The organism is Halobaculum rarum, assembly GCF_040025155.1.
Lineage (GTDB): Archaea > Halobacteriota > Halobacteria > Halobacteriales > Haloferacaceae > Halobaculum > Halobaculum rarum.
This window is the reverse complement of the sequence record NZ_CP157275.1, coordinates 324,555-349,455: the sequence shown is the minus strand read 5'-3', so window position 1 is coordinate 349,455 and position 24,901 is coordinate 324,555. Positions and strand designations below refer to the sequence as shown.

At 59.8% G+C, this 24,901-nt stretch carries 17 protein-coding genes and 2 pseudogenes; 6 read left to right on the top strand and 13 right to left on the bottom strand.

The features are described 5' to 3' along the window. The first annotated feature begins 30 nt into the window (after positions 1 to 30). Positions 31 to 2,289 (top strand): hypothetical protein, encoded by a 2,259-nt coding sequence (locus ABJD39_RS01835; protein ID WP_348611355.1) that lies wholly within the window; start codon positions 31 to 33, stop codon positions 2,287 to 2,289. Positions 2,290 to 2,317: 28 nt separating this feature from the next. Here the strand turns inward: ABJD39_RS01835 and ABJD39_RS01830 are convergent, their stop codons facing one another. The 6 genes from ABJD39_RS01830 to rfbB form a co-directional block, all read right to left on the bottom strand. Then, positions 2,318 to 3,157, bottom strand: coding sequence for an endonuclease III domain-containing protein (locus tag ABJD39_RS01830; RefSeq protein WP_348611353.1), 840 nt, complete (start codon positions 3,155 to 3,157; stop codon positions 2,318 to 2,320). An 87-nt stretch (positions 3,158 to 3,244) separates the two neighbouring features. Then, complete coding sequence (locus tag ABJD39_RS01825) at positions 3,245 to 3,715, bottom strand: DUF371 domain-containing protein (protein WP_348611350.1); 471 nt, start codon at positions 3,713 to 3,715, stop codon at positions 3,245 to 3,247. An 82-nt stretch (positions 3,716 to 3,797) separates the two neighbouring features. Continuing rightward, positions 3,798 to 4,685, bottom strand: a complete 888-nt coding sequence (locus ABJD39_RS01820; protein WP_348613683.1) for a DUF368 domain-containing protein — start codon at positions 4,683 to 4,685, stop codon at positions 3,798 to 3,800. A gap of 207 nt (positions 4,686 to 4,892) precedes the next feature. Then, entirely contained in the window at positions 4,893 to 8,279 is a 3,387-nt protein-coding gene (locus tag ABJD39_RS01815; protein ID WP_348611347.1) for an oligosaccharyl transferase, archaeosortase A system-associated, read from the bottom strand. A 973-nt stretch (positions 8,280 to 9,252) separates the two neighbouring features. Continuing rightward, positions 9,253 to 10,386, bottom strand: a complete 1,134-nt coding sequence (locus ABJD39_RS01810) for a glycosyltransferase family 4 protein (protein ID WP_348611345.1) — start codon at positions 10,384 to 10,386, stop codon at positions 9,253 to 9,255. Positions 10,387 to 10,490: 104 nt separating this feature from the next. Next, on the bottom strand, positions 10,491 to 11,417 hold the full coding sequence (gene rfbB / locus ABJD39_RS01805) for a dTDP-glucose 4,6-dehydratase (RefSeq protein WP_348611344.1): 927 nt from the start codon (positions 11,415 to 11,417) through the stop codon (positions 10,491 to 10,493). Positions 11,418 to 11,468: 51 nt separating this feature from the next. On the opposite strand from rfbB, the gene rfbD reads away from it, so the two are divergent. Further along, positions 11,469 to 12,359, top strand: a complete 891-nt coding sequence (rfbD, locus tag ABJD39_RS01800) for a dTDP-4-dehydrorhamnose reductase (RefSeq protein WP_348611343.1) — start codon at positions 11,469 to 11,471, stop codon at positions 12,357 to 12,359. Here rfbD and ABJD39_RS01795 read toward each other — a convergent pair. The 3 genes from ABJD39_RS01795 to ABJD39_RS01785 are packed head-to-tail and all read right to left on the bottom strand — an operon-like array spanning position 12,356 to position 14,075. Further along, on the bottom strand, positions 12,356 to 12,535 hold the full coding sequence (locus ABJD39_RS01795; protein ID WP_348611340.1) for a hypothetical protein: 180 nt from the start codon (positions 12,533 to 12,535) through the stop codon (positions 12,356 to 12,358). The two genes, rfbD and ABJD39_RS01795, sit on opposite strands and share 4 nt — an antisense overlap. A gap of 2 nt (positions 12,536 to 12,537) precedes the next feature. Then, positions 12,538 to 13,611 carry a glucose-1-phosphate thymidylyltransferase gene (locus ABJD39_RS01790; RefSeq protein WP_348611338.1) on the bottom strand — a complete coding sequence of 358 codons (1,074 nt, stop codon included), beginning with the start codon at positions 13,609 to 13,611 and terminating at the stop codon, positions 12,538 to 12,540. Beyond that, complete coding sequence (locus ABJD39_RS01785; RefSeq protein WP_348611335.1) at positions 13,611 to 14,075, bottom strand: dTDP-4-dehydrorhamnose 3,5-epimerase family protein; 465 nt, start codon at positions 14,073 to 14,075, stop codon at positions 13,611 to 13,613. The genes ABJD39_RS01790 and ABJD39_RS01785 overlap by 1 nt, the downstream gene beginning before the upstream one ends. A 163-nt stretch (positions 14,076 to 14,238) precedes the next feature. On the opposite strand from ABJD39_RS01785, the gene ABJD39_RS01780 reads away from it, so the two are divergent. Next, complete coding sequence (locus ABJD39_RS01780) at positions 14,239 to 15,660, top strand: flippase (RefSeq protein WP_348611332.1); 1,422 nt, start codon at positions 14,239 to 14,241, stop codon at positions 15,658 to 15,660. Here the strand turns inward: ABJD39_RS01780 and ABJD39_RS01775 are convergent. The 4 genes and pseudogenes from ABJD39_RS01775 to aglF form a co-directional block, all read right to left on the bottom strand. After that, positions 15,657 to 17,072, bottom strand: a complete 1,416-nt coding sequence (locus ABJD39_RS01775) for a sulfatase family protein (protein ID WP_348611329.1) — start codon at positions 17,070 to 17,072, stop codon at positions 15,657 to 15,659. The genes ABJD39_RS01780 and ABJD39_RS01775 overlap by 4 nt on opposite strands. Before the next feature lie 91 nt (positions 17,073 to 17,163). After that, positions 17,164 to 18,150 (bottom strand): glycosyltransferase family 2 protein, encoded by a 987-nt coding sequence (locus ABJD39_RS01770; RefSeq protein WP_348611326.1) that lies wholly within the window; start codon positions 18,148 to 18,150, stop codon positions 17,164 to 17,166. A gap of 90 nt (positions 18,151 to 18,240) precedes the next feature. Continuing rightward, positions 18,241 to 19,371 (bottom strand): glycosyltransferase family 4 protein, encoded by a 1,131-nt coding sequence (locus tag ABJD39_RS01765; protein ID WP_348611323.1) that lies wholly within the window; start codon positions 19,369 to 19,371, stop codon positions 18,241 to 18,243. Between the two features lie 507 nt (positions 19,372 to 19,878). Continuing rightward, positions 19,879 to 20,618 (bottom strand): annotated as a pseudogene (gene aglF, locus ABJD39_RS01760) (UTP--glucose-1-phosphate uridylyltransferase AglF). 90 nt (positions 20,619 to 20,708) lie between these two features. Here aglF and aglM point away from each other — a divergent pair. From aglM to ABJD39_RS01740, 3 genes and pseudogenes are all read left to right on the top strand, one after another. After that, positions 20,709 to 22,009 (top strand): annotated as a pseudogene (gene aglM, locus ABJD39_RS01755) (UDP-glucose 6-dehydrogenase AglM). Positions 22,010 to 22,437: 428 nt separating this feature from the next. Further along, positions 22,438 to 23,562: a glycosyltransferase gene (locus ABJD39_RS01745; protein WP_348611320.1), complete on the top strand. Its 1,125-nt coding sequence runs from the start codon at positions 22,438 to 22,440 to the stop codon at positions 23,560 to 23,562. 94 nt (positions 23,563 to 23,656) lie between these two features. Further along, positions 23,657 to 24,823, top strand: coding sequence for a glycosyltransferase (locus ABJD39_RS01740; RefSeq protein ID WP_348613682.1), 1,167 nt, complete (start codon positions 23,657 to 23,659; stop codon positions 24,821 to 24,823). Positions 24,824 to 24,901: the final 78 nt, after the last annotated feature.

Genomic DNA, 24,901 nt, shown 5'->3' with positions numbered 1-24,901 from the left:
GGGTCCTTGCGTGAACTGTGCAGAGTAGCCGTGGTACCAGATCCAGGGGCGGACGACGATCCGCCCGTCGAGGGGTCGGCAGACGAGACGATCACGTCCGAACGCGTCGCCGAGGACGGCGTCGAAGACGAGATCTCGGAGCGGGGCAGCCCAGACAAGCGCCGTCGTCGCCTCCTCGGGATCGCGGGTGTGGGTGTGCTCGGCGCCGCCGGGATCGCCGGCGCGTGGGGCGCAACGCGCTCCGAGGGCTCGCCATCGACCGGAACGCCCTCCGCGACTGAGACGCCGACCGCGGACGCGACCGAGACATCGACCGAGGCGCCGACCGAGATGCCGACCGACGAACTGTCCGCGCTGGTCAGCCGGTATGCGCCCGACCTCTACTACGGGCGCCTGGAGAAGTGGTTCCCGACCGATCCGCGCCCGTACGTCGTCGAGACGGCTGAGGGACCGGTCGTCGACGGGTTCACCGCGCTCGACGAGTACACGGCCGCGTTCGCCGAGACGGGCGAGCCGCCGGCCCCGACCGTGTTCTACAACGTCGTCGAGGCCGCGGACGGCATCGACGCGATCCAGTACTGGCAGTACTCGGTGTTCGACCAGTTCACGGTCAACTTCCACTGGCACGACTGGGAGCTGTTGCAGGTGTTCGTCGACCGCGAGTCCGGGCGGCCCCTGCTCTTGTCGGCGAGTGCCCACTCGCGGTCGGTCCCGAACAACGAGTTCCTCGATCCGGATCTCTCGGGGGACGCTCGCCCGGGCGTCCTCGCGGAGGTCGGCTCCCACTCGAGCGCGAGCGAGGTCAACGGACGCGTCCCGACGTTCGAGCGACTCGCGAGCGGCAGTTGGAACTCCGACGTGTCGAACGACTTCGTCGATGTCGCGTCCGGGGAGCTGACACGGTTCGCCTACGGCCTCCCGCGCGACGAGGGGGCGCGACTCCCGTTCGTCATGCCGGAGCTCGACGGGCACCGCCTCGACGACCACCCGGACCTCTCGGTCGGCCCGGAGGGGTTCATCGACCCGGCGGTCACCGTGACCGACTGGCGCGGGCTTCCCCGGCCCCCGGAGTCGCTGCCGCTTCGCGTGCCCGGACTCGTCCTCACGCACCCCGAGAGCACGACGGACGGCGACGCCACCTACGCGCTCGAGCCGATCGAAGCCGTCAGCGACGTGATCGACGACTTCGTCGGCCCGCAGTTGAGCTTCGAGTTCGCCGTCCCCGGCTTCGTGGAGGACCGGCTCGCGAGCCACATCACGTCGGTCGGCATCCCGTGGGAACAGGAGCGGTTCCACGACCCCCTCGCGGACGTCACCGACCCCGCCCATCGCCGGCGCATCGACGGAGAGTCGCCGTCGGGACTGCGAAACCGCCTCGTCGGTCGAGTCCGGCTGCTCCAGGCTGGAGCCGAGGGGACCCTTGACCGCGTGACCAGTGGGGCGCGCGACGCGCTCGCGGACTCGATCTCCGTCTCCTTCGGCGGGCCGCCAGTTGAACTGTGCACGCAACTCGCGAGCGAGGACCCGGTCGCGTCGGTCACTAACGCGGGCGGGTTCGGCTACCTACATGTCGCGCCCGGCGAGCATCGACTCACGGTGAACGCACCGGGGATCGCGCCGCTGGCGGTGGGATTCGTCCATGATGGCGGACTCCTCCGGGCTGGCTCGGCGGGCGATCTGACGGTCGTCGCGAACGAGGACGCCGGCTGGATCCGCGGGGACGGCCGTAGCGCCGCCGGGATCGCACAGGTCCGTATCGTCGAGGACTACGCAGGCGTCGTCTACGACGGGTCCCCCGTGGAGAAGGACCGCTTCGCCGTCGCAGTCCACCGCGACGGCGCATACACGGTGGAGATCGTCGATGGCGAGGGGCGCCCCGGATCGTACCGCGTCATCCCGGCCGACTTCGGCGACGACGGCGAGGCGGTCCGGGAGGGGATCGAGACCGGGAAGGCGAGTCTCGCACGTACGCTGCGAGCGGAACTGTCGGTCCTACTCGATCTGGCGAGCGAGTTCGCTCGACGGGATCGCGGCGGCGACGAGGTCGTCGACCGGCTCTCGGCCGCGCTGGAGGAGGTCGACGCGGCGACTGCGACCGCCGACCGCGGCGACGCTCAGTCCGCGGACGAGCGTCTGTCACGAGCGCGTTCGTCGCTGGAGCAGGCGCTCGACATGCTGTTCGGCGATGACCTCGGCGGGTACGACGACGCGTCCGTGATGGCGCTGTACCCGCGCGTACGGGACGCGATCGATCGGACCGAGCGGGCGATTCGGACAGAACTCGCGTGAGGATCGCCCGGCCGGCGGCGTCGCGTCCTCACTCGTCAGCGACGGCCTCGCTCGGGTCGACTGCCTCCCCCACGAGTTCGTCGATACCCACACGGTCGCAGCGATCGTACAGCGGGCAGGCCTCGGGTCCCTCCAGACACGCCGGCTCGCGGGCGGTGCAGTACTCGCGACCGAACTGGATCATCGCGGTATGGCCGAACCCGCACTTCTCGGGCGGAACCGACGCCTCCAGCGCCTCGCGGACCGTCTCGTGATCGGCGTCAGCTGGCGCCAGCCCCATCCGGCGTGAGATCCGGTGAACGTGCGTGTCGACGGGAAAGACGCCGCCACTGCCGCCGGCGAACAGCAGGACGCAGTCCGCCGTCTTGGGGCCGACGCCGTTCATCTCGAGCAGCGTCTCGCGGACCCTCCTCGGGTCTTCCTCCCGTACGAACGCGTCGAACCCGTCGGCGCCGCCGTACTCTTCGACGACGCGTTCGGCGAGCGCGAGTATCCGCTCGGATTTCATGTTGTACAGACCCGCCCCGGAGATCGTCTCGGCGAGCTCGTCCCGCGCGGCGTTCGCCAGCGACGCCGCGAGGTCGTCGACCCTTTCCGTTGTCCCCTCCCTCTCCGGCCCGTACCGCGCCATTAGCGCGTCGTGGGCCGGCTGGCTCGCCTTGTCGCTCGTGTTCTGTGAGAGGATCGTCCGGACGAGACACTCGAAGGCGTCCTGTCCGCCGTACGCCTTCCGCCAGAACAGGTCGCCGAGCGCGTCCACGACCGCCTCCCCACGCGTGGCCGGGTCCGCCGCCGCCTCGAACGCCGCCGGGCTGCCCCCGCCGGCGCCACCGCCGCTGATGTTCTCGGCCGGTTCGTCGTCGCTCATGAGTCGCCCTCGGGCGGCATCGTACAAGAACCGTCGCCCGCGTGGTCGGGGAGCCGGGCGATCGCCCCCGTCGGCTACTGACGCCGGCTACCGGTCGACCCGCAGCGTCACCGTCAAGGGCGCGCCTCGCTCCAGCGCCGTCACGAGTCGTCGGTCGAACTCCGCGGCGGCCTTGTCGGCTCCGATCATGATCGTCCGCTCGTCGACGTAGTCGCTCGTCCGGCCGACCATGCTCCGGTCGCCCTCGTAGGAGAGGTCGGGATGGCCGTGGCCCGTCACGGTCTCCGTCGCGTCGGCGGCGCGGAACTCCGCGGTGATCGTCGCATCCCGGGAGCGACACGCCTCGACGAACGATCGGGGCACGTCCGCGGGGGTCGTGTCAGCGTCCACCGCGAGGATACAGTCGCCCGCGGACGTGAGCCAGTCGTCGCTCGTCACCTCGAAGGTGCTCGCGTGTTCGGCGCTGACGTGCTCGTGACCCGACGCGTGGACGGTCACCTCGCGAACGGGGTCCACGCTCCCCTCCGTGTCGGTCGCGCTCGAAGCCTCGTCGCTCATATCGGTGCTGGGTGACGGCGGGACAAAACGCCCGCGGGTCGCGGCCGGGCTGCCCGACCGGGTCGGCGTCGCCGGAGTTCGGTCAGTCCAGGTCGACGCCGCCGGCGAGGCGGTCGATCCCGACGACCAGCAGCGCGCCGACCGCGGCCGCGACGGCGAACTCGGCGCCGACCGCGGCGGTCCACGCGGCCACTTCCTCGCCGACGCGGGCGACCGGCGCCCGGAGCGCGCCCACGATGAGGCCGATGAGAAACGCGAGCGTCACCTCGCGACGAGCCGCGAGCGCCGCCCGCACCGCGTGCGCGACGGTCAACAACCCGACGACGCCGCCCGCGAGGAACGCGACGACCGGGACGCCCGTCTCGACGACCGTCGCTGTCGGCCCGCCGGTCGCGAGCGCCAACAGCGCGTCGACGAACACGGACAGCGCCTCGGTCATGCGGTCGTACTGGCCGAGGATGACTAACAGGAGCGACCCGGAGATCCCGGGGAGGATCATCGCGCTCACCGCGACCGCCCCCGCGAGGAACGTCGCGAGCGCGGTCTCGCCGAGCGCCGCGGACGCGCGCCCGGAGGCGACGAACGCGATCGCCACACCCGCGACGGCCGCGGCGGCCCGGCCGGCCGTGTCGACGCTGAACTCGTCTCTGAGCACGACCGCCGACGCGCCGATGAGCCCGAAGAAAAAGCCGTACGTGAGCACCGGTGCCGTCTCCAGCGCGACGTGTAACACCCGGGTGACCGTGAGGATCGCGGTGGCGATTCCCGCGCCGAGCGCGAGCAGGAACGCCCCGTCGATGTCGGTCCAGACGGCGCGAAGCCGGTCGCGATCGCCGAGGATCCCCTCGAGCGCGCGCCGCGCGAGCGACGGCGAGGCGGCCGTGACCGCGGCGATGAGGCGGTCGTAGATCCCGGTGATCAACGCGATGGTCCCGCCGGAGACGCCGGGGACGGCGTCGGCGGTCCCCATCGCGACTCCGCGGAGGTACGTGCCGAGCGGTCCCTCGTCGCGTTCGATCAGGGTCGCGTCGGCTGTCCCGCTCGTGTCGGCTGTCCCGCTCGTGTCGGCTGTCCCGCTCGTATCGCCCCTTGCGCTCGTGTCGGTCGCGTCCGCCGATCCGGTCGCTTCCTGAGCGTCCGCCGCGTCGACCGCGTCATCGCCGCTGGAATCCGTCATCTACGGGGTGACGGTTCGACGGATCGGAGCGCGGACCGCCGGTTCGGCCCCGTCCGTCGCACCCGTTCCCGCGAACGACCCGCCGCTCGGGTCGTCGCCGGCGGTCGACCCGTCGTCGCTCGTCGAGTCGAGGCCCTCCAGCGAGTCGAACTCCGCGGGCAGCGAACTCGTGTTGTCGGAGCCGTCGGTCGTGTTGTTCGTCTCCGAGCCGTTCTGAGCGCCCTCGGGCGCACGGAGGACTTCCTCGGATAGCGTCACCGTCGCGGTCTCGTCGGTGTCGCCGTTGACGGCGCCCTCGCTCACGTTGAACGTCCCCTGGTTGCGGACGATGTACGCCGACTCGTTGCTCTCGACCTCGCCGGTGACCGTGTACGCACCCGTCGCGCGGACGCTCACGTTGGTGTACCCGTTCTCCGGGCCGTACTCGTCGTAGCCGGCCGTCGAGTAGGGAACGGTGAACTCGAACTCGCCGTCCTCGTTCGCGGTCGCCTGCTGCTCGTAGGTGAACGTCGAGGCGTTGCCGCCGGTACCGCCCTCGGGCACCCGCATCTCGACGGTCGCGGTGACTGTCTCGTTGGGGTCGGCGCCGTCACCCTCGACGGTCGCGCCGGGCACCTTCTCGAACGTTTTCACCCACTGCGGCTGCGTCTGCTGCAGCAGCGACGGGCGTAGCCCCAGCGACCGCGACTCCCGAAGCACCGACCGCTGGTACTGGCTCGAGGAGTACGCCGAGGTCTCGGAGGTGCTCACGAGCCGGTAGTGCTCCAGCGCGGGCACGGACTCGCGTGGGAACGCGCCGACGCCGCCGATCTGGGCGGTGCCGTCCTCCTCGACGAACTGCTGTGCGGCGCTCTCGTTGGCGAAGGTGCGGATCGCGGAGGCGTTCTCGCCCTGCGGCAGCACCTTGTAGCTGGTGCCGTCCTCGGCGGAGACGGTGTCGTAGTCGAAGACGATCACCCGGTCGCCGAACGGCGTCTGGACCGCCGGGTCGGCGCGGCTGCCGTGGTACATGTACAGCCGCACCATCATGCTCTCGTAGTAGCGCTGCTTCTTGTCCTGGAAGGCGACGCCGTAGCGAGTGCCCTGCTGGGTCTCCTGTGCGCGCAGCGTCGGCGCGTAGTAGTCGGAGGCGTTCGTGTCGTCGTCGAAGACGACGGGCGCGCCGAACTTCGAGCCGACCGTGACCATCTGCCAGTCGATCATCGTGTACCGCATCTGTTCGGCCTCGCCGTCGTCGTCGATGTTCGCGAGCACCTCGTTTGCCTCCTCCTCACTGGGTGCGAGCAGGTAGTTCGCCGCGGAGGTCGCGCCCTGCTGGAACGGGTTCGCGTGCGGGATGCGCTCGCCGCGCGTGGTGATCCAGTGCCCGTAGTCCCACCACGACATCACGCCGTAGGCCCCCTCCGGGTAGTCGTGGTCGCCGTCGGCGGGCCGCTGGTAGCTGCCGTAGTAGTCGAGGTCGTCCGCGTTGCCGGCGCCGCCGAGGTTGCCCTCGGCGGGCGTATTCTCGTTCATCTTCTGCAGGCTCTCGTCCCAGATAGTCACCGCGCCCGGGCCGGTGCTGTTGCCGACGCCGACGGCGGTGTTCGTCTTGTCGATGGACACCTGGCCGGTGCTCCCCAGCGACAGCGGGACGACCAGCACCGGGCCGAGGACGACCAGCACCGCGAGCACCACCGCGATGACCTGGTACGTCTCGACGTCCGGCATCGAGAGGTCCGCCGAGAAGTCGATCCCGATGACCGCGAGGATCTCTCGGAGGAAGTAGGCGTTCAGCCCCGCGACGACGACCGCGAGGTAGTAGTTGAAGCGCACCTGCGTGAACGCCGCCGCGGTGATGAACGCCGCCCACACGAACACGAACAGGTGTTCGGCGTCGTAGCGGACGCGCGCGACCGCGCCGAACACGAGCAGCGCGACGAGCGCGAGGCCCGCCACCTGCGGGTTGAGCCCGAGCCCGTTCGCGAGGTCGTTGAAGATCGGCGAGCCGACGAACACGAACAGGACGACGAGCGCCGACGCGGCGAGGTAGTAGTAGTCGCTCGTGGTGCCGCGCTTCCACAGCGGCTTGACGAGCATCCACACAGCCGCCGCGAGCGCGGTGATGAACGCGAAGCCGTACTCGGCGATGACGACGCCGAAGCCGCCGTAGTACTGGACGAGGCCGGACTGGAGGAACGGCTGGGCCTCGCCGATGGTGCGCGTCTGTGCGCCCGCGGAGAAGCCGACGAACCGCAGGAGGTTGCTCTCGATCGTGGTGAACGGCGCCGCCTCGACGAAGATGACGAGGAGGACGCCGACCGCGCCAAGTATGCCGACCGTGGCTGCGAAGCCGTGGTCGCGCATGCGCGGGTCCTCGAACTCGCGGGTGTCAAGCTGGCGCGCGAGGAGCGCGAGGAAGACGGCGCCCGCGGCGGTCGCGAGCGCGAAGACGGGCTGGATGAGGCTGAACTGCGAGGGCGCGAAGCTAGCTTCCTCGAATTTCACGAGGGCCATCAGCGCCGCGACGACCATCGAAACGACGGCGACGAACGCAACATGGTCCGGAGAGCGGTTGCCCGCGTAGTCGGAGACAGTCTGGAACGCGACGTACACGGCGAAGATGCCCAACAGGAGGACGCCCGGCGGCCACGTCCAGATGTAGAGGCCGACGGCGACGCCCGCGAGCGCACTCCAGGTGAGAGTGGGCTTCAGTTCGTCCCATTCGCTGGCCTGGACGAGTTCCCAGATGGGGCGGTCGCGCTGGGCGACCGCGAGCGCGATCATGAGAGCGACGACCGCGAACGCTTGGAAGAACGGCTCCGCGATGTTGTGGTCGGCGAAGCCGACGAGTCCGCGGCGGAGGAACGTCCCCGGCAGGAGCATCAGAATGACGGCTCCGAAGAGACCGGCGAGTCGGCCGCCGAGGCGCTTCCCGATGAGGTAGGTGGGGATCGCGACGAGCGCGCCGAAGACGGCGGGCGCGATGAGGAGGGTCTTGGCGACGAGATCGGCGGAGGGTGAACCTAGGCCAACGATGAGGGCGGCAGTCGCGACCAGTTGATCGTAGAGGGTGCCGAACTGTCCCTGCGTCGTGCCGAACGGGTAGTACGACCACGGGTCGAATGGCATCGTGGCGGGCCAGTTCGCGACGGTGTACCGGACCTCGCGGAGGTGATACCACGCGTCGTTCCCGTTGAAGTACACCTGTCCATCGCGGATGAAGTTGCTGTAGGACTGGAGGCGGACCCACAGCATGAACGCGACGACCGCGAGGAGCGTCGGGATGTGATAGAGGTCACCGAGAACGTCGGTGGCCGACTTCCCCGCGAAGGAGTAGTCGAGGCCCGGGACGGAGGTGGCGGCGTTTCCGCCGTCCGGGGTCGTGTCGCTATCGCTTCGACTCATTGCATCGATGGACTTGGAAAACGAGGATAAGCCTTGTGAAGTGCGGTTCAAAGGGTGCAGAATTTCTCTGTGCCCTTCTCTATTCGATCTCCTCACGATGTTCGATATATCGACACCTATTGAAGGGAACTAGTCTAAACAATCTATGCACCTTCCGGAGCTCACCTGTTACGTGATCGAAGACGGTTCCTGGCTGCATCTCTCACGACGGTTATTACACTATCAGTAAGTGTCCTGATTTCGGCGTTGAAACGCACCTCGCATACGTAGACGTGCTATTGGCCGGCAAGGGATGGGGAGATCGACTTCCGATTGTCAAGTGGGATGCTGGTCGGTTCAACCCGTTTTACGCATAGGAGAGTTTCAGCATCTACTCCGTCTGGCTATCCTTGTAGGTGGGCTCGGGCTCATCGGCTACCATATCCGGCGTGGTGTCAGTGAGGAACTAACGTATGTACTCGGGATTTCGATGGTGCCGTTCCTCGCTCCGAACCCTAACACGCTTGTTCTTTCAACCGCAGTTCCGGCTATCGTACTGCTCGGCTGCCTAGCCATCGAGCGGGGAGAGGAAGTTCCTGCCGGCTGTGTGATTGCTGGGCTGTTGATACATATCCACCCGCACACGATCGAATATTGTTGCGAAATTTGGACCCGATTATTTCCCAGTCCTGAATGAAGTTTTGTTTTCCTTCCGTTGTTCCAGCCTGGGCTCTGGGGCTGTGCGCTCCTTCTCTTCATTGCAGCTCGAGAGTCGAGATCGAAGACGTGACACGAATGATGTAGGTGGAGACGATGGCGACAATTTCGCTGAAATAAGTAATACGAGTACCTCGGGGTGAGTCCTCAGGACAATTCATTCTCGCTCCGCAAATTCCTCGAGCTTCTATCCGATCCTCGTGTAGACTCGGGTGCACAATACCACCCGTCGTCGACCATCGCATCGATTACTCAGCGGATTCTGTTTGACGCCCTACTACGATCGGCCAATCGCGTCGTCAATCGCGCCTACGAATCCATCGACCATTCGATCGTAATCATAGGAACTGATTGTCTCCTGCGCAGCCGATCCCATCTCCCTGCGAAGTTCGTCATCGCCCAGGATCCGTTCGAGACGTTCACTGAGCACTCTCGGGTTCCGTTCTGGCACGATGAATCCGTTTATTCCGTCTTTCACAACACCAGCTGCTGCAACACCGACTTGACTTGTGGCAATGACCGGCGTCCCGGATGCCATCGCTTCAGAAACGACCAGTCCCCATGGCTCTCTGAACTCCTCTGTTTGGATGGACGGAAGTACGAACACATCCGAAAGTCGGTAGTACCTCGGCAACTCCTCATTGTCAACATATCCAGGGAACAGGACTGTATCGAGATCTGCCGCTTGGTCCATGTACTCCTCTTTCAGATCACCGTCGCCGACGAGGAGGAGATACGGCGTAGCGTCTGTGTTATCACTGTACTCGCGATACGCCTCAATGAGATAGTTCAATCCCTTCTCTTTAACATGTCTTCCAACGTATAGTATGACTTGAGCGTCCGTAGGAATTCCCAATTCGTCGCGGAGTGATTCTGTGTCAACATCTGTTGCAGTAGCGAAGTAGTCTATATCCGTTGTATTCCACGCGATGTGGATCTTATCAGGGTCGATCCCCAGATCCGTGATGTAGTCCTTAATATGGGGACCATAGACAGCAATTGAATCTGCTCCTCGGTAGATACGCCGAATTAAGGGGAATGTGACCGTTCGGAGTGTGGTCTTCGGAACATTCCACTCGCCAGTCCAGAGGACAAACGGAATGGCAAACACTTGGCTGTAGAGATACGCTGCGTGACCTGCAAACTGCTCAACTGGACCTGATACAATGAGATCTGGGTCGTACTGTTTGAGCAGATAAAACACTGTGGGAGCAAACTCGTAGTGTTCACGCAGGCGAGTGTTCCACAGAGAGCGGTAGGAAAAATCCCCATATGCCTGCCATCCCTCCTTTTCATCGGTAAAGAACACCGTCATTTCGAACCGATCGGCTAAGCGTTCTTCAAGCCGCTCAAAGAAGCCTGTTCGATAGTGCGGGCATTTATCGGTCACAAAAGCGAGTTTCTGGGTCATACGTAGAGATGCGAAACAGTATGCTTAATCACTTTGTTCACTCGTGATTTGCTCTCAGAGGCTTGTTTTATTAACAGAGTATTTCCACTTTGACGGCAAAATCGTCAGTTTAGGTAGTACTCAACGGTTTGTTCGAGACCATCTTCGAACGTGTATTCTGGTTCCCAACCGAGTGCTTCGATTTTCTTGGTATCGAGTGCGTAGCGCTGATCGTGACCGGCGCGGTCTTCGACAAATTCGATTAGGTCGTCGTCCGCACCGACAGCATCCAGAATCGCCTCGGTGACTTCGAGGTTAGTTTTCTCCGCGTGGCTCCCGATGTTGTAGACCTCGCCGACTTTCCCCTCCTGGAGGACCACGTCAAGTGCCCGGCAGTTGTCCTCGACATAGATCCACTCGCGCACGTTCGATCCATCCCCGTAAACGGGAAGGGTTTCACCTGCGGCGGCGTTCTTGATGAACTTCGGAATGAGCTTCTCGGGGTGCTGGCGGGGACCGAAGTTGTTGCAGGTACGTGTGATGAGGACGGGAAGGTTGTGGGTTGTCTGGAAACTCCGTGCGAGGAGGTCCGCACCAGCCTTCGTCGCCGAGTAGGGATTCCGGGGGTTGAGCGGATCGTCCTCGGAGAACTTCCCGTCGAGGATCTGCCCGTACACCTCGTCGGTCGAGATCTGGAGAAAACGATCGATATCTGTCTCCTTGGCGGCATCGAGGAGTGTCTGTGTCCCCTGGACGTTCGTCGAGACGAACGGTTCCGCACCGTCGATCGACCGGTCGACGTGCGACTCCGCGGCAAAGTTGACGACCGCGTCGACATCGCTCACGAGGCCAGTGACGAGGTCGCGATCGCGGATGTCGCCTTCAACGAACTCGTGACGAGGATCGTCGAGCACACCGTCGAGGTTGTCTTTCGAGCCCGCGTACGTCAACGCATCCAGTGTGACCACCTCGTCGTCCTCGCGTTCGTCAAGGACGTACTGGACGAAGTTCGAGCCGATGAACCCGGCGCCGCCAGTGACGAGAATTCGCATGTACGACGGTGTTCACAGTACCTATTTACAGTACTATCGGTACTCTGTTGTATGCAACTTCTTGTGGTCGGCGCAAACGGCCTCTTGGGCAGTAACGTTGTACGCGCTGGTCAACAACGCGGTTGGAGCGTTTGTGGGACGTATCACTCGACGCAACCGGCGTTCGACATTCGGCTTACGCAGTTCGATCTCGGAGAATACGCCTCATTTGATGACGTTGTCAGCGAACACGATCCTGATGTCGTCGTCAACTGTGCTGCGATGACGGATGTCGATGGCTGTGAAGCAGATCCGGAACGAGCCCATCTCCTCAACGGCGACGCACCTGGCGGGCTCGCGGCTGCCTGTACGGCGAACGATGTCGAGTTCGTTCACGTGTCGACGGACTACGTCTTCGACGGGAGGGAACGCGATCCATACAGCGAGTCGGCGGAGACGAATCCGAGACAGGTGTACGGCGAGTCGAAGCTAGCGGGTGAGCAGGCCGTCGCCGAAGAGACGACGGACGCGCTCGTGGCTCGCCTTTCGTTCGTGTGGGGTGTCCACCGCAGTACTGGCGATCTCACGGGCTTTCCCGCATGGGTTCGCGGGCAACTCCGCTCGGGGGACGCCATCCCGTTGTTTACCGACCAGTGGGTGACGCCGACGCGTGCCGGCCAGGCAGCAGAATCACTGCTGGATCTGATCGAGCAGGAGGCCACCGGTCTCTTTCACGTTGCGTGCTCTTCGTGTGTCTCCCCCTACGAGTTCGGGGAGGTGATCGCCGAGTACGTCGGGAGTGGTGAGGAGCTGCTCACCGAAGGGTCGATGGAAGATATCGAACGGGTCGCGACACGGCCGACGTACAGCTGTCTCGATATCAAACACGTGGAGTCGACGCTCGGCCGGTCTCAGCCGACGATACGCGAGGATATCGAGGCCGTTCGGGAGGCTTTCCGCTAGATCTGGTAGCGGTCCCGGTGTTCGAGGAAGTGCTCGCGTGCGTCCTCAGAGAGGTCCTCGAAGCGAAGTACTTCCTGACAGCCGAGTCCCGGACACTTCATCACGCGGTTGTCTTCGAGTTCGTTCGCCGCGACGACGGTGCCACAGACGGGACAAGTATGAGTGATGATGCGCATCGTTAGAGTTTGAGCTGGGAGTTCTCACCGACGACGAGCCGGCGGCCCTCGGGCAGGAGTTTGTCCGCGCTCCCGACATTCGCGCCGCGCCCGAGGAGGCTGTCGACGATGCGGCCGTTCGCGGTGATCTCGGAGTCGCCAATGACGACGCTGTTCTCGATGTGGACGTTTTCTAGCGTCGAGTCTGCGCCAACCGACGTGTACGGCCCGACATAGGTCCCACGCTTGATGATCGTGTTCTCCGCGATGGAGACCGGACCGCGGACCACCGCGCCGTCCTCGATGACCGCTGACTCCGCGAGTTCGATGCGCCCGTCGGTCTCTGCGCCGTCCTCGATGACGCCAGCAGTCTTCAGCTCCTTGTCCTCCAAGACGAGTCGGTTCGCTTCGAGAATGTCCTCAGGCTTTCCGGTGTCCTTCCACCATCCGGTGACGACGTGTGAGTCGATTTCGTAGCCGTCTTCAAGGAGGTCCTGGATTGCGTCGGTGATTTCGAGTTCGCCGCGCCACGACGGTTCGAGGTCGTCGATCGCATCGAACACCGCCGGGGAGAACACGTACATCCCGATGAGCGCGAGATTCGTCGGCGGGTCGTCGGGCTTCTCGATGAGCTGTGTGACCTTGCCTGCGTCGTCGACGTCCGCGATCCCGAACGCTTGGGGGTTATCTACCTCCTGAAGGGCAATTCCCGCGCCGTAGTCGCCCGCCTGAAAGCTCTCGACGAGGTTAGTGACGCCGGACTTCAGGATGTTGTCCCCGAGGTACATCACGAAGTCGTCGTCGCCGACGAAGTCACGGGCACAGCCCGCGGCGTGCGCGAGTCCGAGGGGGTTCCCCTGGACGATGTACGTGATGTCGACGCCATAGTCTGAGCCGTCGCCGAGGAGTTCTTGGATCTCGTCTCGGCCCTTGTTTCCGAGGATGACGCCGATCTCAGTGATGCCAGCCTCCTTAAGATCCTCAATCGCGTATTCGAGGACTGGTTTGTTCGCGACCGGGACCAATTGCTTGGGTCCGGTATGAGTTATTGGTCGGAGGCGGGACCCTGTCCCGCCTGAGAGTAAGACACCCTTCATTATTCGTGGGGAGGTTCCTCCCAGTCCAAAGGTATTTCGTCTGTGTTATATGGGAGGCGTTCTTCATCTGGATTCTCGTAGTCGTAGAGCTTAGTCGGGTAGTTGATGAGAATTGCGGGCTCGTCACCGATCGTCTTGAACCCATGCCAACAGTCTCCTGGGATATGGATCACCTGCTGGTTGTGTTCCCCAATCACGAACGTATTCAGTTCCCCTTGGGTGGGGGAGTCCTCACGGTCATCGTAGACTCCGACCTTGATACGTCCTTGTGGACACACGAAATGATCGTTCTGGCCCTCCAAGTGGCGGTGCCATGCCCGAATAATGCCCGGATAGGTCATCGAGTAGTACGACATTGCCGGATCAATATCGTACTCTGGCCAATCCTCACGGAACACCTCCACGAGATGCCCACGTTCATCTGCGTTCACTTGGAGGTCACGAACCTCGACATCGTGAATCATATGCTTGGCGAGAGTGGTTACGGGTCGAGGTATTAGGTCTGGTGATGAGAGTCGGAGACGTTGTATCTAGAACCGTCCGGTGGGTGTTCCGATACTACTATCTATCACGACGATGGTGATTGCTCTAATTACGGATTAATTCGACGAACCCCTCTAGTTTGTTATGGATATTGCCAGATCAAGTCTGAAGCTGTTTGTTTCGAGACTCGCGACGACAGTAATTGGGTTCCTTGGCATCACGTTTTTCGCTCGGGAACTAACCTCCGGGATTATCGGAGTCTTCTTCCTATTTGAGGCCCTCCTTGGAATTCTCGCAATTCCTGCAGATTTCGGACTGCGTGGCTCTGTCGAAAAACGAATGAGTGAAGGAGATACCCCAGGAGCGTATCTGGCGGCTGCAATTCTCCTAAAACTCGGCCCACTGACCCTTATCGTTCTTGGCATCAGTGTGTTCTCAGCAACGATCAACAGCTATCTTGGCGCAGAGGTTGCACACCTTCTCGCCGCCGCCATCGTACTACAAGAGGTCGGTATGCTATCGATGGAGGTACTGAAGGGAGAGTTACGGGTTGGTGAGACGGCTATTATTGGGTTCATCCGTCAGGGTACATGGTTCACCGTTGCCTGGGTGCTCGTTAACAATGGATTCGGCGCTGTCGGATTAATTTACGGCCTGCTTAGCGGTCTAGTCGTGATGCTGCTAATTGGATGGTATAAACTGACTGTACCGTTACGGTGGCCGTCTCGAGAACAAATTACCTCATTGGTTGACTACGGGAAATATAATGTAATATCGTCAATTGGCGGATACTTTTACAACTGGATGGACGTAGTGATAATCGGAGTCTTCCTGACGCAGTCAGACGTCGGTGCCTATGAGTTGGCGTGGCGAGTCACCTCGATCTCGATTCTCTTTAGCGGTGCAATCTCCACTACGATATTCCCACAGGTTAGTAAGTGGGATGCGATAGGTTCGAAGGAACGTATAGAGGATCTTATTCCCTCTGTATTAACTCCATCACTTGTGCTAGTCATTCCGGCGTTCTTCGGGACGCTCTTGTTCTCACAGGAGATTCTGGGACTCATATTTGGAGCGGAGTACGTGAAGGCTTGGCTGGTTCTGATACTATTGATGGGTGATAAAGTCTTTCAGGCAGTGCAAGCCATCATCGGGCGATCTCTTCAGGCCATTGATAAGCCTGACCTTGCAGCGCGTGCAACGGTGGTGAGTCTCGTGTTGAACGCGGTGCTGAACGTCATGCTAATCATAGAGTTCGGAATAATTGGGGCCGCGCTCGCCACGGTAATTTCTTCACTGGTGAATGATGGGCTTCATTTCTTCTACCTGCGGAAGTTCATCCGAATCCGATTGCCGACACGAGAAATCATCGAATGCTTCGGTGCGTCTCTTGGAATGGCAGGAGTATTGTATATACTGACCCAGCTCTACCATGTAGATTCGTTATTGAAATTGATTTCAGTTATTATCCTTGGTGTGATCTTGTACACGTTCTTTGTTCTCTTATCGCCGACGCTTGGGACAAAGATGCAGGAGACCGTCAAAGAGATTCGCCAAGCAACTTAGAGATATCCCATTTCCTCAAGATGGTCCTCCACATCACTGCTTAGCTCGTAAGACCCATCATCTTTCCTAGGGGCTTGGCGTCTTTCGATCCAGGTTTCGAGCTTTTCGTCAAGTTCCTGGGCTAAGTCAGGATTCGTGTCGATGATATTCTGGCACTCATCCGGGTCCGCATCTAGATCGTAGAGTTCTCTCTCTGGAGCATGTTGGATTCCACAGTACCTGCAGACAGTTTGGTTATCTAATCGTTTGATGTACTTGTAGGAGTCGGTTCGAATCATTCGTCGTCGTGCCGTATGGCCTTCTTCTGCATAGACTGCGTCCCGATCGAGTGACTGAATATCTGAGGAAGCAAGAGAGACTCCATCAAAGGCCGCTTCTTGATAGTCGATATCGAGCAGATCTAGGATCGTCGGTACAATATCGTAATGTTGGACGAAGTCTGATTCCCGGCCCTCGAATCCCGGTGCCCGAATTAGTAATGGAACGTGAACCGTAGAATCGTATAGACCATGGTGGTCAAAAATGATGCCGTGCTCTGTGAAACTCTCTCCATGGTCAGCGGTCACTATTATCGCAGTCTCGTCGTACACACCCTCCGCCCGTAACTTGTCGATGACCTGCCCGATCGAGTTATCGACTGCCCATACCCCCGCATCATATTTTCTCGACATCTCTGCAACAGTCCTTGTGGTGCCCCGCAACCTGTTCAAGTGTTCTGCCCACTGACTCCCTTGGATCGGGTCAAGAACATCGTCTAACGGCCTTGTGTCATCATATTTCCGTTCTGCTATGATGTCCGGATGGTGCTCCCGAGAGAGGTACGGAATATGTGTATCCCAATAATGCACCATATGGAAAAATGGGGAGTCTGCATCCTCAATAGCGGCACTCACGCGCTTCGTGAGACGCTCTGACTCAGTTATAGGATCGCCGGAACGAAGTGTTCGGTATCCCCGCCGAATAAACCGTTCGACAGGCGACGGAAGTTCCTGGACAGCGTTCGATAGGTGCCGTAGGAGATGATTTCCCTCTTCGTCTGACGAATTCACATTAATGTACCTGTCGAACCCCCGATCATGCCACCGTTCTAACTTATCAAACGCGACGGTCTCATAGTGACTTGGAAGACGCTGCGGCAGTGGGGTCGTCGCGGATACATACTCCATTTCCTCCGTGGTGATATTCTTTCCATGGTTCAATATTCCATGGCTCGTCGGGTATAACCCGGTCAGAAGGGTTGTCATCGAAGAATCAGTCGCATTAATACAGGCAAAACAGTTCTCAAAGATCTGCCCCTCTGCTGCGAGCTGATCGATATTTGGCGTAAGCTCGCCGCCAGAATACGCGCCCACCCGGTCAGGACGGAGAGCGTCAGCAACGATTAGTACCACATTCTCAACCTGTGCACTCATACTCACATTACGTAATCTAACGGTAGTTATAGGTGGCTATCGATTAAACGTCCCCGAATTCAACACCTGAACAATACACGCAGAGTGGATCTTACAATATCGCCCCGACCAGCAACTCAAGTAGATCTCGTCCGGCTACAGCCCAGTGGTCTCCAAATTGCTGATAGCCACCATCACGCAGGTTACGGATGAAGTGATGTAGTGCAGGCCGTGATTTTCCGTTATGGATAATTACCCGCGACTCCTCGTAGCGTATCCGTGACTCCACGGCACGGAGTGCAACGTCCTTCTCGATGCACATTTCGGAGGTGTCCATCTGCTCGATGGCAGTAGAAAGTGCCGTCCACTGCGTGACGCTTTCCCGATACTGCACATCGGTTGAAACTAGACTTCCGAGTACGCGCCGCGGGAAGGAGGATTGTGTTACACCGATAGCTTGATTCTCGTGTTGCCGGTAGATGAGTAACTGTTTGTCCAATCCATGGATTCCACCTCTGCAAGCAGCAATAGCCGCAATCCAGTGGTCATAATTCCAATACTCCGGAATCGGGAGGCAGTGATTTCGGAGTGCGGCGTCGAAAAGCATTGACGCCCCCTGTACATAATTACGCCGGACTAAGCTCTCAAATTGTGACAATTGGTTCCGATTGTCTAGTTGATATGGTGGCGATAGCGAGTCCCATAACGTCGTTTCCGGAGTTAATGACTCTGAAGCAACTACGGAATTGTGGTAGATCAACGACGCTTCCTGATCGTTGAACGCCGCAAGCTGTTCCTCGAGTTTATTATCTCGCCAAACGTCATCCTGATCGGACACTGCAATCACGTCACCCGAACAGGACCCGATTGCTCGCTCAAAATTTCGAGTCGGGCCCAGATTTTCCTCATTAAAGTGGAGATCAATCAGACTGGGATAATCCCTCGCGTACGAGGAGAGAAGTGAACGAGTCTGGTCAGTCGAACCGTCATCATAGATTACGATTTCGTCGGGTTCGCGAGTTTGCGTGAGAATGCTCTCAAGTTGCGAGCGAAGATACTCGTTTCCGTTATAAGTACACAACGCGACAGAAACATCCATGATTATCTCCAGTAACCACAATACCAACGGCTTAGAGGGATCGTGTCTGCCCCGATCATGCCAGCAGAAGTCACCATGTCCGAGTTATACTTATTTACTTGCATTCTCAATAATCTGGGATATTCGCGGGGCAGCCGCCCGATAACTGTACTCCGAAACACACTTTTTTCTTGCTGCGTCTCCTAGATAATCTCGTTGGTCTTTACTCAGAAGAAGTTCTCGAATAGCGACTTCGAGCATCGATACACTCGCGGATTCTATCAAATAGCCACAGCCCTCTAGAACCTCTGGTAAATCCCCAACGCGGGTCGCAATAATCGGTTTCGCCATCGCCATTGCATCGAACACCTTCGCCGGAAGCTGTCCCCTTGTCTTGGGAGAGTCCCGCTGGGGAATTGCGACGATATCAGCTGCCGCGAGCCAGCGTGGAATCTCCTCAAATGGCTGGTGTCCCCGAAGTATCAAAGCCTCGCCGCCTGCCTGGCGGAGTTCATCGACATAGTTCGAGTCGTTTTCACCGACAACCACGATCTGAACGTCGTCCCTCCCGATCGCAGCAACGGCACGGACCAGTTCAGCAACCCCCTTGTGGGGGCGCGGCGTCCCAGAAAACATAATCAGGTTTGCGTCCTGTGGAAGTTCCAGAGCTTTGCGAGCATCTTCCTTACTGTATCGATCTGGGTCGAATACGTCGGTATCACGAACGTGTCGAATCAGTTCTCCCCCGAACTGTTCTTGGAGGAACCGGTTGGACACGGTACGTGCATCTGCCACCCCAGAAAGCGCCTCCATCACCCGGTGGTAGAAGAATGAATCGGTAGCAAGCAGTGTGGGTATTCCCCAGGCATATGCAATCAATCGCCCACGACCCAATTTGAATCCGGTCTCCCAGTCGTCAATATCCAGCACGACTGGTAGATCATCCTGTAGCTTCGCCAGAAGCCCCACACCATAACTCTGCAACCGCGGCTTCGACGCTAGAACCACGTCACCATCTATCTTATCGACGAGTGCTGGCACACTGGGGGCGAACTCGTAGATGCGAGATCCAGACTCAACGGTCTTGTAGTTGTACTCGTTCCGCATCGGCGCCCAAATCGCATCCAGTTGCTTCGGGCCGATAACCTCGACCTCATAATTCCGTTCTATGAGTTGTGCGAGTAGAACCGCCCGCCCCAGACAATTATGTGATAGATCCGGCGTCAAAACGGAGACTTTCATACAATATCAAACGCGCGAGCCCTGTGTTAAATGTACCTCAAGCGTCGATTCAGGTGATTACATGTAGTCCAAATCGTGGAGGCACACCCTCAACTCCGCTTTCTCTAAAGGCGGCCGGCGCGTTGATTGTCTGGGATTGAACCTCCCGAATGACTCAGTGTTCGGATATCTGCGACGCAGTCGAGAGTAACATCGACCGCGAAGGTTGTGTTGATGCTAGCCGAGCACCAGACTATCGTACGTAATTCGATTGGTTGGGTCACATGAGCTTTACTGTCCGACTGGGGAGACGCTCCGAGAAGCAGTCACGACTGTCCCCTGACAGCTCAATATGTGTGTAATTCGCGACAAGACATCTCAGATACGGATTTAGGAAACTGTCGAAGACAACACTTACGCTACCAAGATTGACCTGGATTTACGGCACAGAATATCCAGGTTAAAATGAGCCGATAATTTGGTGTTGTTGTCTGCTTTCGCCATCTGTGTGCCTCGCATCGTTGACGCTCAGGCCTCGGCTTCCTGATTTGTCTCTGATTCGTCGCGCAGTCGCTGCTCCGCTTCGTCGCGGTCCTCGGGGTAGCCGATGTCCATCCGCCACCCGTCCAGTGGGATCGCGTCGATTGTGCGCCCGCTTTCAAGTAACAGGCCGATCGCGTCGCTGATCTCGTACTCCTCGCGGCCGCTCGGCTGCACTAGATGGCACGCGCGGAAGATGGCAGGCGTAAATGTGTAGAGCCCGGTCATCACGAGGTTTGACGGCGGGTCATCAGGTTTCTCGATCACATCGACGATCTCGCCGTACTTGTTGGTGTCACAGACACCGTAGCGGGAGGCCTCCTCCATGGGGACCTCCTCAACAAGGAACGCGGCGTCTGCACGGTCCTCGGCCTGCCGGCGGACAACATCTTGCAGGTTCGCCTCGAAGACGTTGTCGCCGAGGATGAGCATGAAGTCGTCATCGATGTGATCCTCGACGGTGAGTAGCGCGTGTGCGAGTCCCTTCTGTTCGCGCTGGTGAGCGTATGTGATGGGGATGCCTCGTACTCGTCGCCGTAGTGCTGGATGATCCGCTCTTTCATGTATCCAACAACGACGATGAGTTCGCTCGCCCCGAGTTCGACGAGGTTGTCGAAACAGTGCGTAAGGATCGGTGCTCCGTCCACCTCGACCATCCCTTTTGGTTTATCTTCAGTCAGCGGTCGGAGGCGTGTTCCCTCGCCAGCGGCGAGAACGACGGCTTGCATGTCGCGTCATTTCAACCACGGGTGAAAATGCCTTCAGTGTCGACGCGTCGACGGGAACGCTGATATGAGCGCCACCGCTTCTCACCGACAATGCGAATCAACGTCGTCGGCTCTGGCTACGTCGGAACGACGCTCGCCGCCTCACTCGCCGACCTCGGTCACGAAGTAACCGCGATCGACATCGATGAAGAGATCGTTGCGACTCTCAACAACGGCAGCACACCGATCCACGAACCCGGACTCGATGAGCTGGTCGGTCAGCACGCGGGCGACCGGCTACGAGCGACGACGTCTTACGACAGCGTATCGGCGGCTGATGTGCGTTTCTGGCTATCCAAACACCCTCCCGCGAGGACGGGAGTATCGATACCGGAGCCCTCAGCGCAGCCGCCGAGATGACCGGCGAGGCTCTGGCAGGTAGCACTGACAGGCACTTGGTCGTGGTCAAGAGCACGGTCGCGCCCCCGTCGCTCCCCGGCGTCGCCGACGCCCTCGCGACAGGACTCGGCGAATCGCTCGCTGGTGACGGTGGGGACCGCGTCGCCTTCGGGGTGAACCCCGAGTTCCTCCGTGAGGGAACGGCTGTGTCGGATTTCCGTGAGCCGGATAAGTTCGTGTTCGGTACTGACGTCGAGTGGGCCGATGAGTTGATCAACGACGTGTACGCGCCCCTGTTGGCCGAACACGACGCGCCGGTCGTCCGCACCGATCCGGCAACCGCGATGATGATCAAGTACGCCAACAACGCGTTCCTCGCGACGAAGGTGAGCCTGATCAACGACCTCGGGAACGTCTGCAAAGAGTTCGGCATCGATACCTATGACGTCGCTGAAGCCATCGGGCTTGACGACCGAATCGGCGAGCGATTCCTTCGGAGTGGACTCGGGTGGGGTGGATCGTGTTTCCCGAAGGACACGAACGCGCTCATCGCCGCCGCTGAGGGCGAGGGGTACTCCCCGGTGCTGTTGCGCGCAGCCGTTGAGGTGAACGACCGCCAACCCGAGCGGCTCGTGGAACTGCTGGCGGACGAGGTTGACCTCGCCGGCGCCCGGATCGCAGTGCTGGGATTAGCATTCAAGCCAGGGACTGACGACGTCCGCAACTCCAGGGCCATCCCAGTGATCGAGGCGCTCCGTGAGCGCGGCGCCACCGTTGTCGCCTACGACCCTGTCGCGGCCGAAAACATGTCTGAGCGGTTCCCTGACTTGGAGTACGCCGACTCCGCCGCGGACGCGCTTGCTGGCGCCGACGGTGCCACCGTCGTCACCGGCTGGGACGAGTTTGCCGTGCTTGACTCGGAGTTCGACGCGATGGCCGACGCGGTCGTCGTTGATGGGCGTCGTGTGATTGAACGCCGCGAAGGGTTGGTCTACGAAGGGCTGACGTGGTGAGCGCAGCTGACCCCGCGAAATCTGCTTCCGGACGATAGCGGCCTCTGTCTCGACGAGTAGCTTACGATGCACGCCGCCATCGAGCACCGAACCCGCTACGATACTCTCTTCCGGCTCGTCCATAGCGACGAGAACGCTCCCGTGAACACCGCGACGGTCAGCAGCACTTCAATCGAGAACTACGGGCTACCAGGCGAGCCCGCGGGAAGCCGCCGTAACACCGGCAGATTCGCCACGGCTGACTGGACCAAACCGTGGTTCGCAATGGCGACCGCCAGCGTCGATAGGTGGACTACGTCCCCGACGTTGGCCAGTCGATTTCGACACCCTCGATCCATTTAATGCGTGTTGTCATGGGAAATAGCGACACTCCTAAATGAGACAGTATATACGGGAAAAGAGATAGCCAACCCACAAGGCACGAACGAATGAATAGAGAATCAGTTGCGATCCTTCACGATCGGTTCCCGACTATTGGTGGGAGCGAGACCTTCGCGATCGAGGCCGCGAGAGTCCTCGATGCGCCAATCTATACCATGTATGTCGACAGTGGGGTCAATGTTCCTCCCGACGTAGACATCCGACCTATCCGGCAAAATAAGTATTCTCGCGGGCTTACTGGGCGCCTACTGGACTGGAAGAACAATGGAATGAACCCATTCGAGTCTGCCAGCGTTGCGATTGATATGACTCAGGGCTGTGACGAACTCGCCGAATATGACGTGCTCCTTGAAAGCGGTCCGCTCTCGAAGTTTTACGTACCCGAAACTCACCAGCGTATCGTCCACTATCCGCACAGCCCTCCACGCTGGCTCTATGATCTGTTCCGAGACCGGATGCAGCGCGTAGACTACCCGATCATCGCCTTCAGTGCACGCACATACGCGAAGGTTTGGCGGACTTTGGATAAGGAGGCGGTAGATTATGTTGACACCTTCGTCGGGAACAGTGAACTGATTCGTGACCGGATTAGACGGTTCTATGATCGTGATGCAGAGGTCGTCTACCCTCCAGTCACCGGCGACTGGCGAAACGAAGGCGACGACGGGTATTTCATCACCTGGTCTCGCTTGGATCCCGAAAAGCGGATCGACCTCATCGTCAAGGCGTTTCAGGGGTTGGACGAGCAGCTTGTCGTTGCTGGCGACGGTGAGGAGCGAGAGAAACTCGAGCAGTTGGCTGCGGGTCACGACAATATCGAAATTCGCGGCTTCATTGAGGACATTGAGTCGATAACGGCACGCGCAACGGCAGTAGTATACGCTCCTCGAAAGGAGGACTTCGGTCTGGTCGCTGCCGAAGCGTTGTGTGCCGGAAAACCGGTGATCGGCGTCAACGAAGGCTTCACCAAGGACCAGGTTGAGGAGGGTTTGACTGGTCTCACATTTGGGCCAACAGTTGAATCGCTTCGGAACACGATCCGAACGTTCGATCCCGCTGATTTCGACGCGCACCGGATTCAGGAGTTCGCCGAACAGTATCGATATGAGGTGTTTGAGGAGGGGTTGCGCGAAGTGGTCTTTGAGACCGAAGGCCGATTCGAAGGCGAATGAGCGGTTCCGAACCGACATTGATAAAGTATCGATACGCGCTTTCGTATGCGTGCACCTGACTCAGGTCGCCCCGTATGTCACGTTTCCACCGCGCATGGGTGGTGATCATCGGACTCACGGCCTAGTCAAGGAGTTTCCTGTGGAAGGTCATACTGTCTCCCGGTATTGTCAGGGCGGGTCTCCTGCAATGTACAAATCGTTCGACCTCCGTCGGCACGTCGAAATCGACGAGGGATACGACGAGTACCGCCATCTCAATCCTCTCCACGAAGTCAGTAAGTCTCTGATGCTGCTTGGGTATCCGAACCTCCTTGCCCACCAGACACTCCGCGTTGCAAGCGACGGTCTGGACAGAATGATCAAAAACGCGGATGCGATTTTAGCCCGTGAACCATGGCAGATGCCGTACGTTCTCGACAACGCGCCTGAGGATACGCCGGTCATCTTTTCAAGCCATAACGTCGAAACCGAGCGGTTCGCTGACATCGAACAACCCCTATTCGCAAACCACGTACAACAAAAAGTTGACAAACTAGAACGTCGCTCCGTTGAAGAGACCGACGGTATCGTCTGTACAAGTGAACATGACGCAACGGTCTATCGAGACCGATACGACCCCGGTGGTCCAGTTCTGGTCGCACCCAACGGGACCTATGTAGATAGCCTCCGGGAACACCGTCCCGAGAGCCAAAGAGCTGCTCACATTCGATCACTGTACGGCATCACCACCGAAGAGACCGCCTGCCTGTTTATGGGGAGCAACTACAAGCCAAATGTGGAGGCCGCTCGAGAAGTGGTTCACATTGCTCAAGAAATGAATAGCGGAGAAGAACGGGCCCACTTCATCATCATGGGATCGGTTGGGAACGCTCTGGACGAGAAGTCACTCCCCTCCAATGTAACTACCACCGGGTATGTTGAGGAGCGATTTGAGGCCCATTTCGATGCCGCTGATATCGCCCTCAATCCAATGGTCTCTGGAGGAGGTACGAACATCAAACTCATCGATTATTTCGCTCGAAGCCTTCCGGTCGTGTCTACGCCGTTCGGCGCTAGAGGGTTCGACGCAGAGCATGGGGAAGTGATGCTCGTCTCTGAACTCGCTGAATTTCCTCAGGCTATTACCTCCCTTGGCAGTGATACCGACCGGAGGCAGGCCATTGGAGACCGCGCACGGCGACTCGCCAGGCAACGATACACTTGGGAGGCATCCTCGCGAGCACTGATCAACTTCATCGAAACCGGGTTTGACCTTACTTGAGTCTCTTTTCTGACTTGGCGCGACAACCGGACCTTCGTTCAATGAATCCTCGAATACGTATTCCTTCAAATCACAACT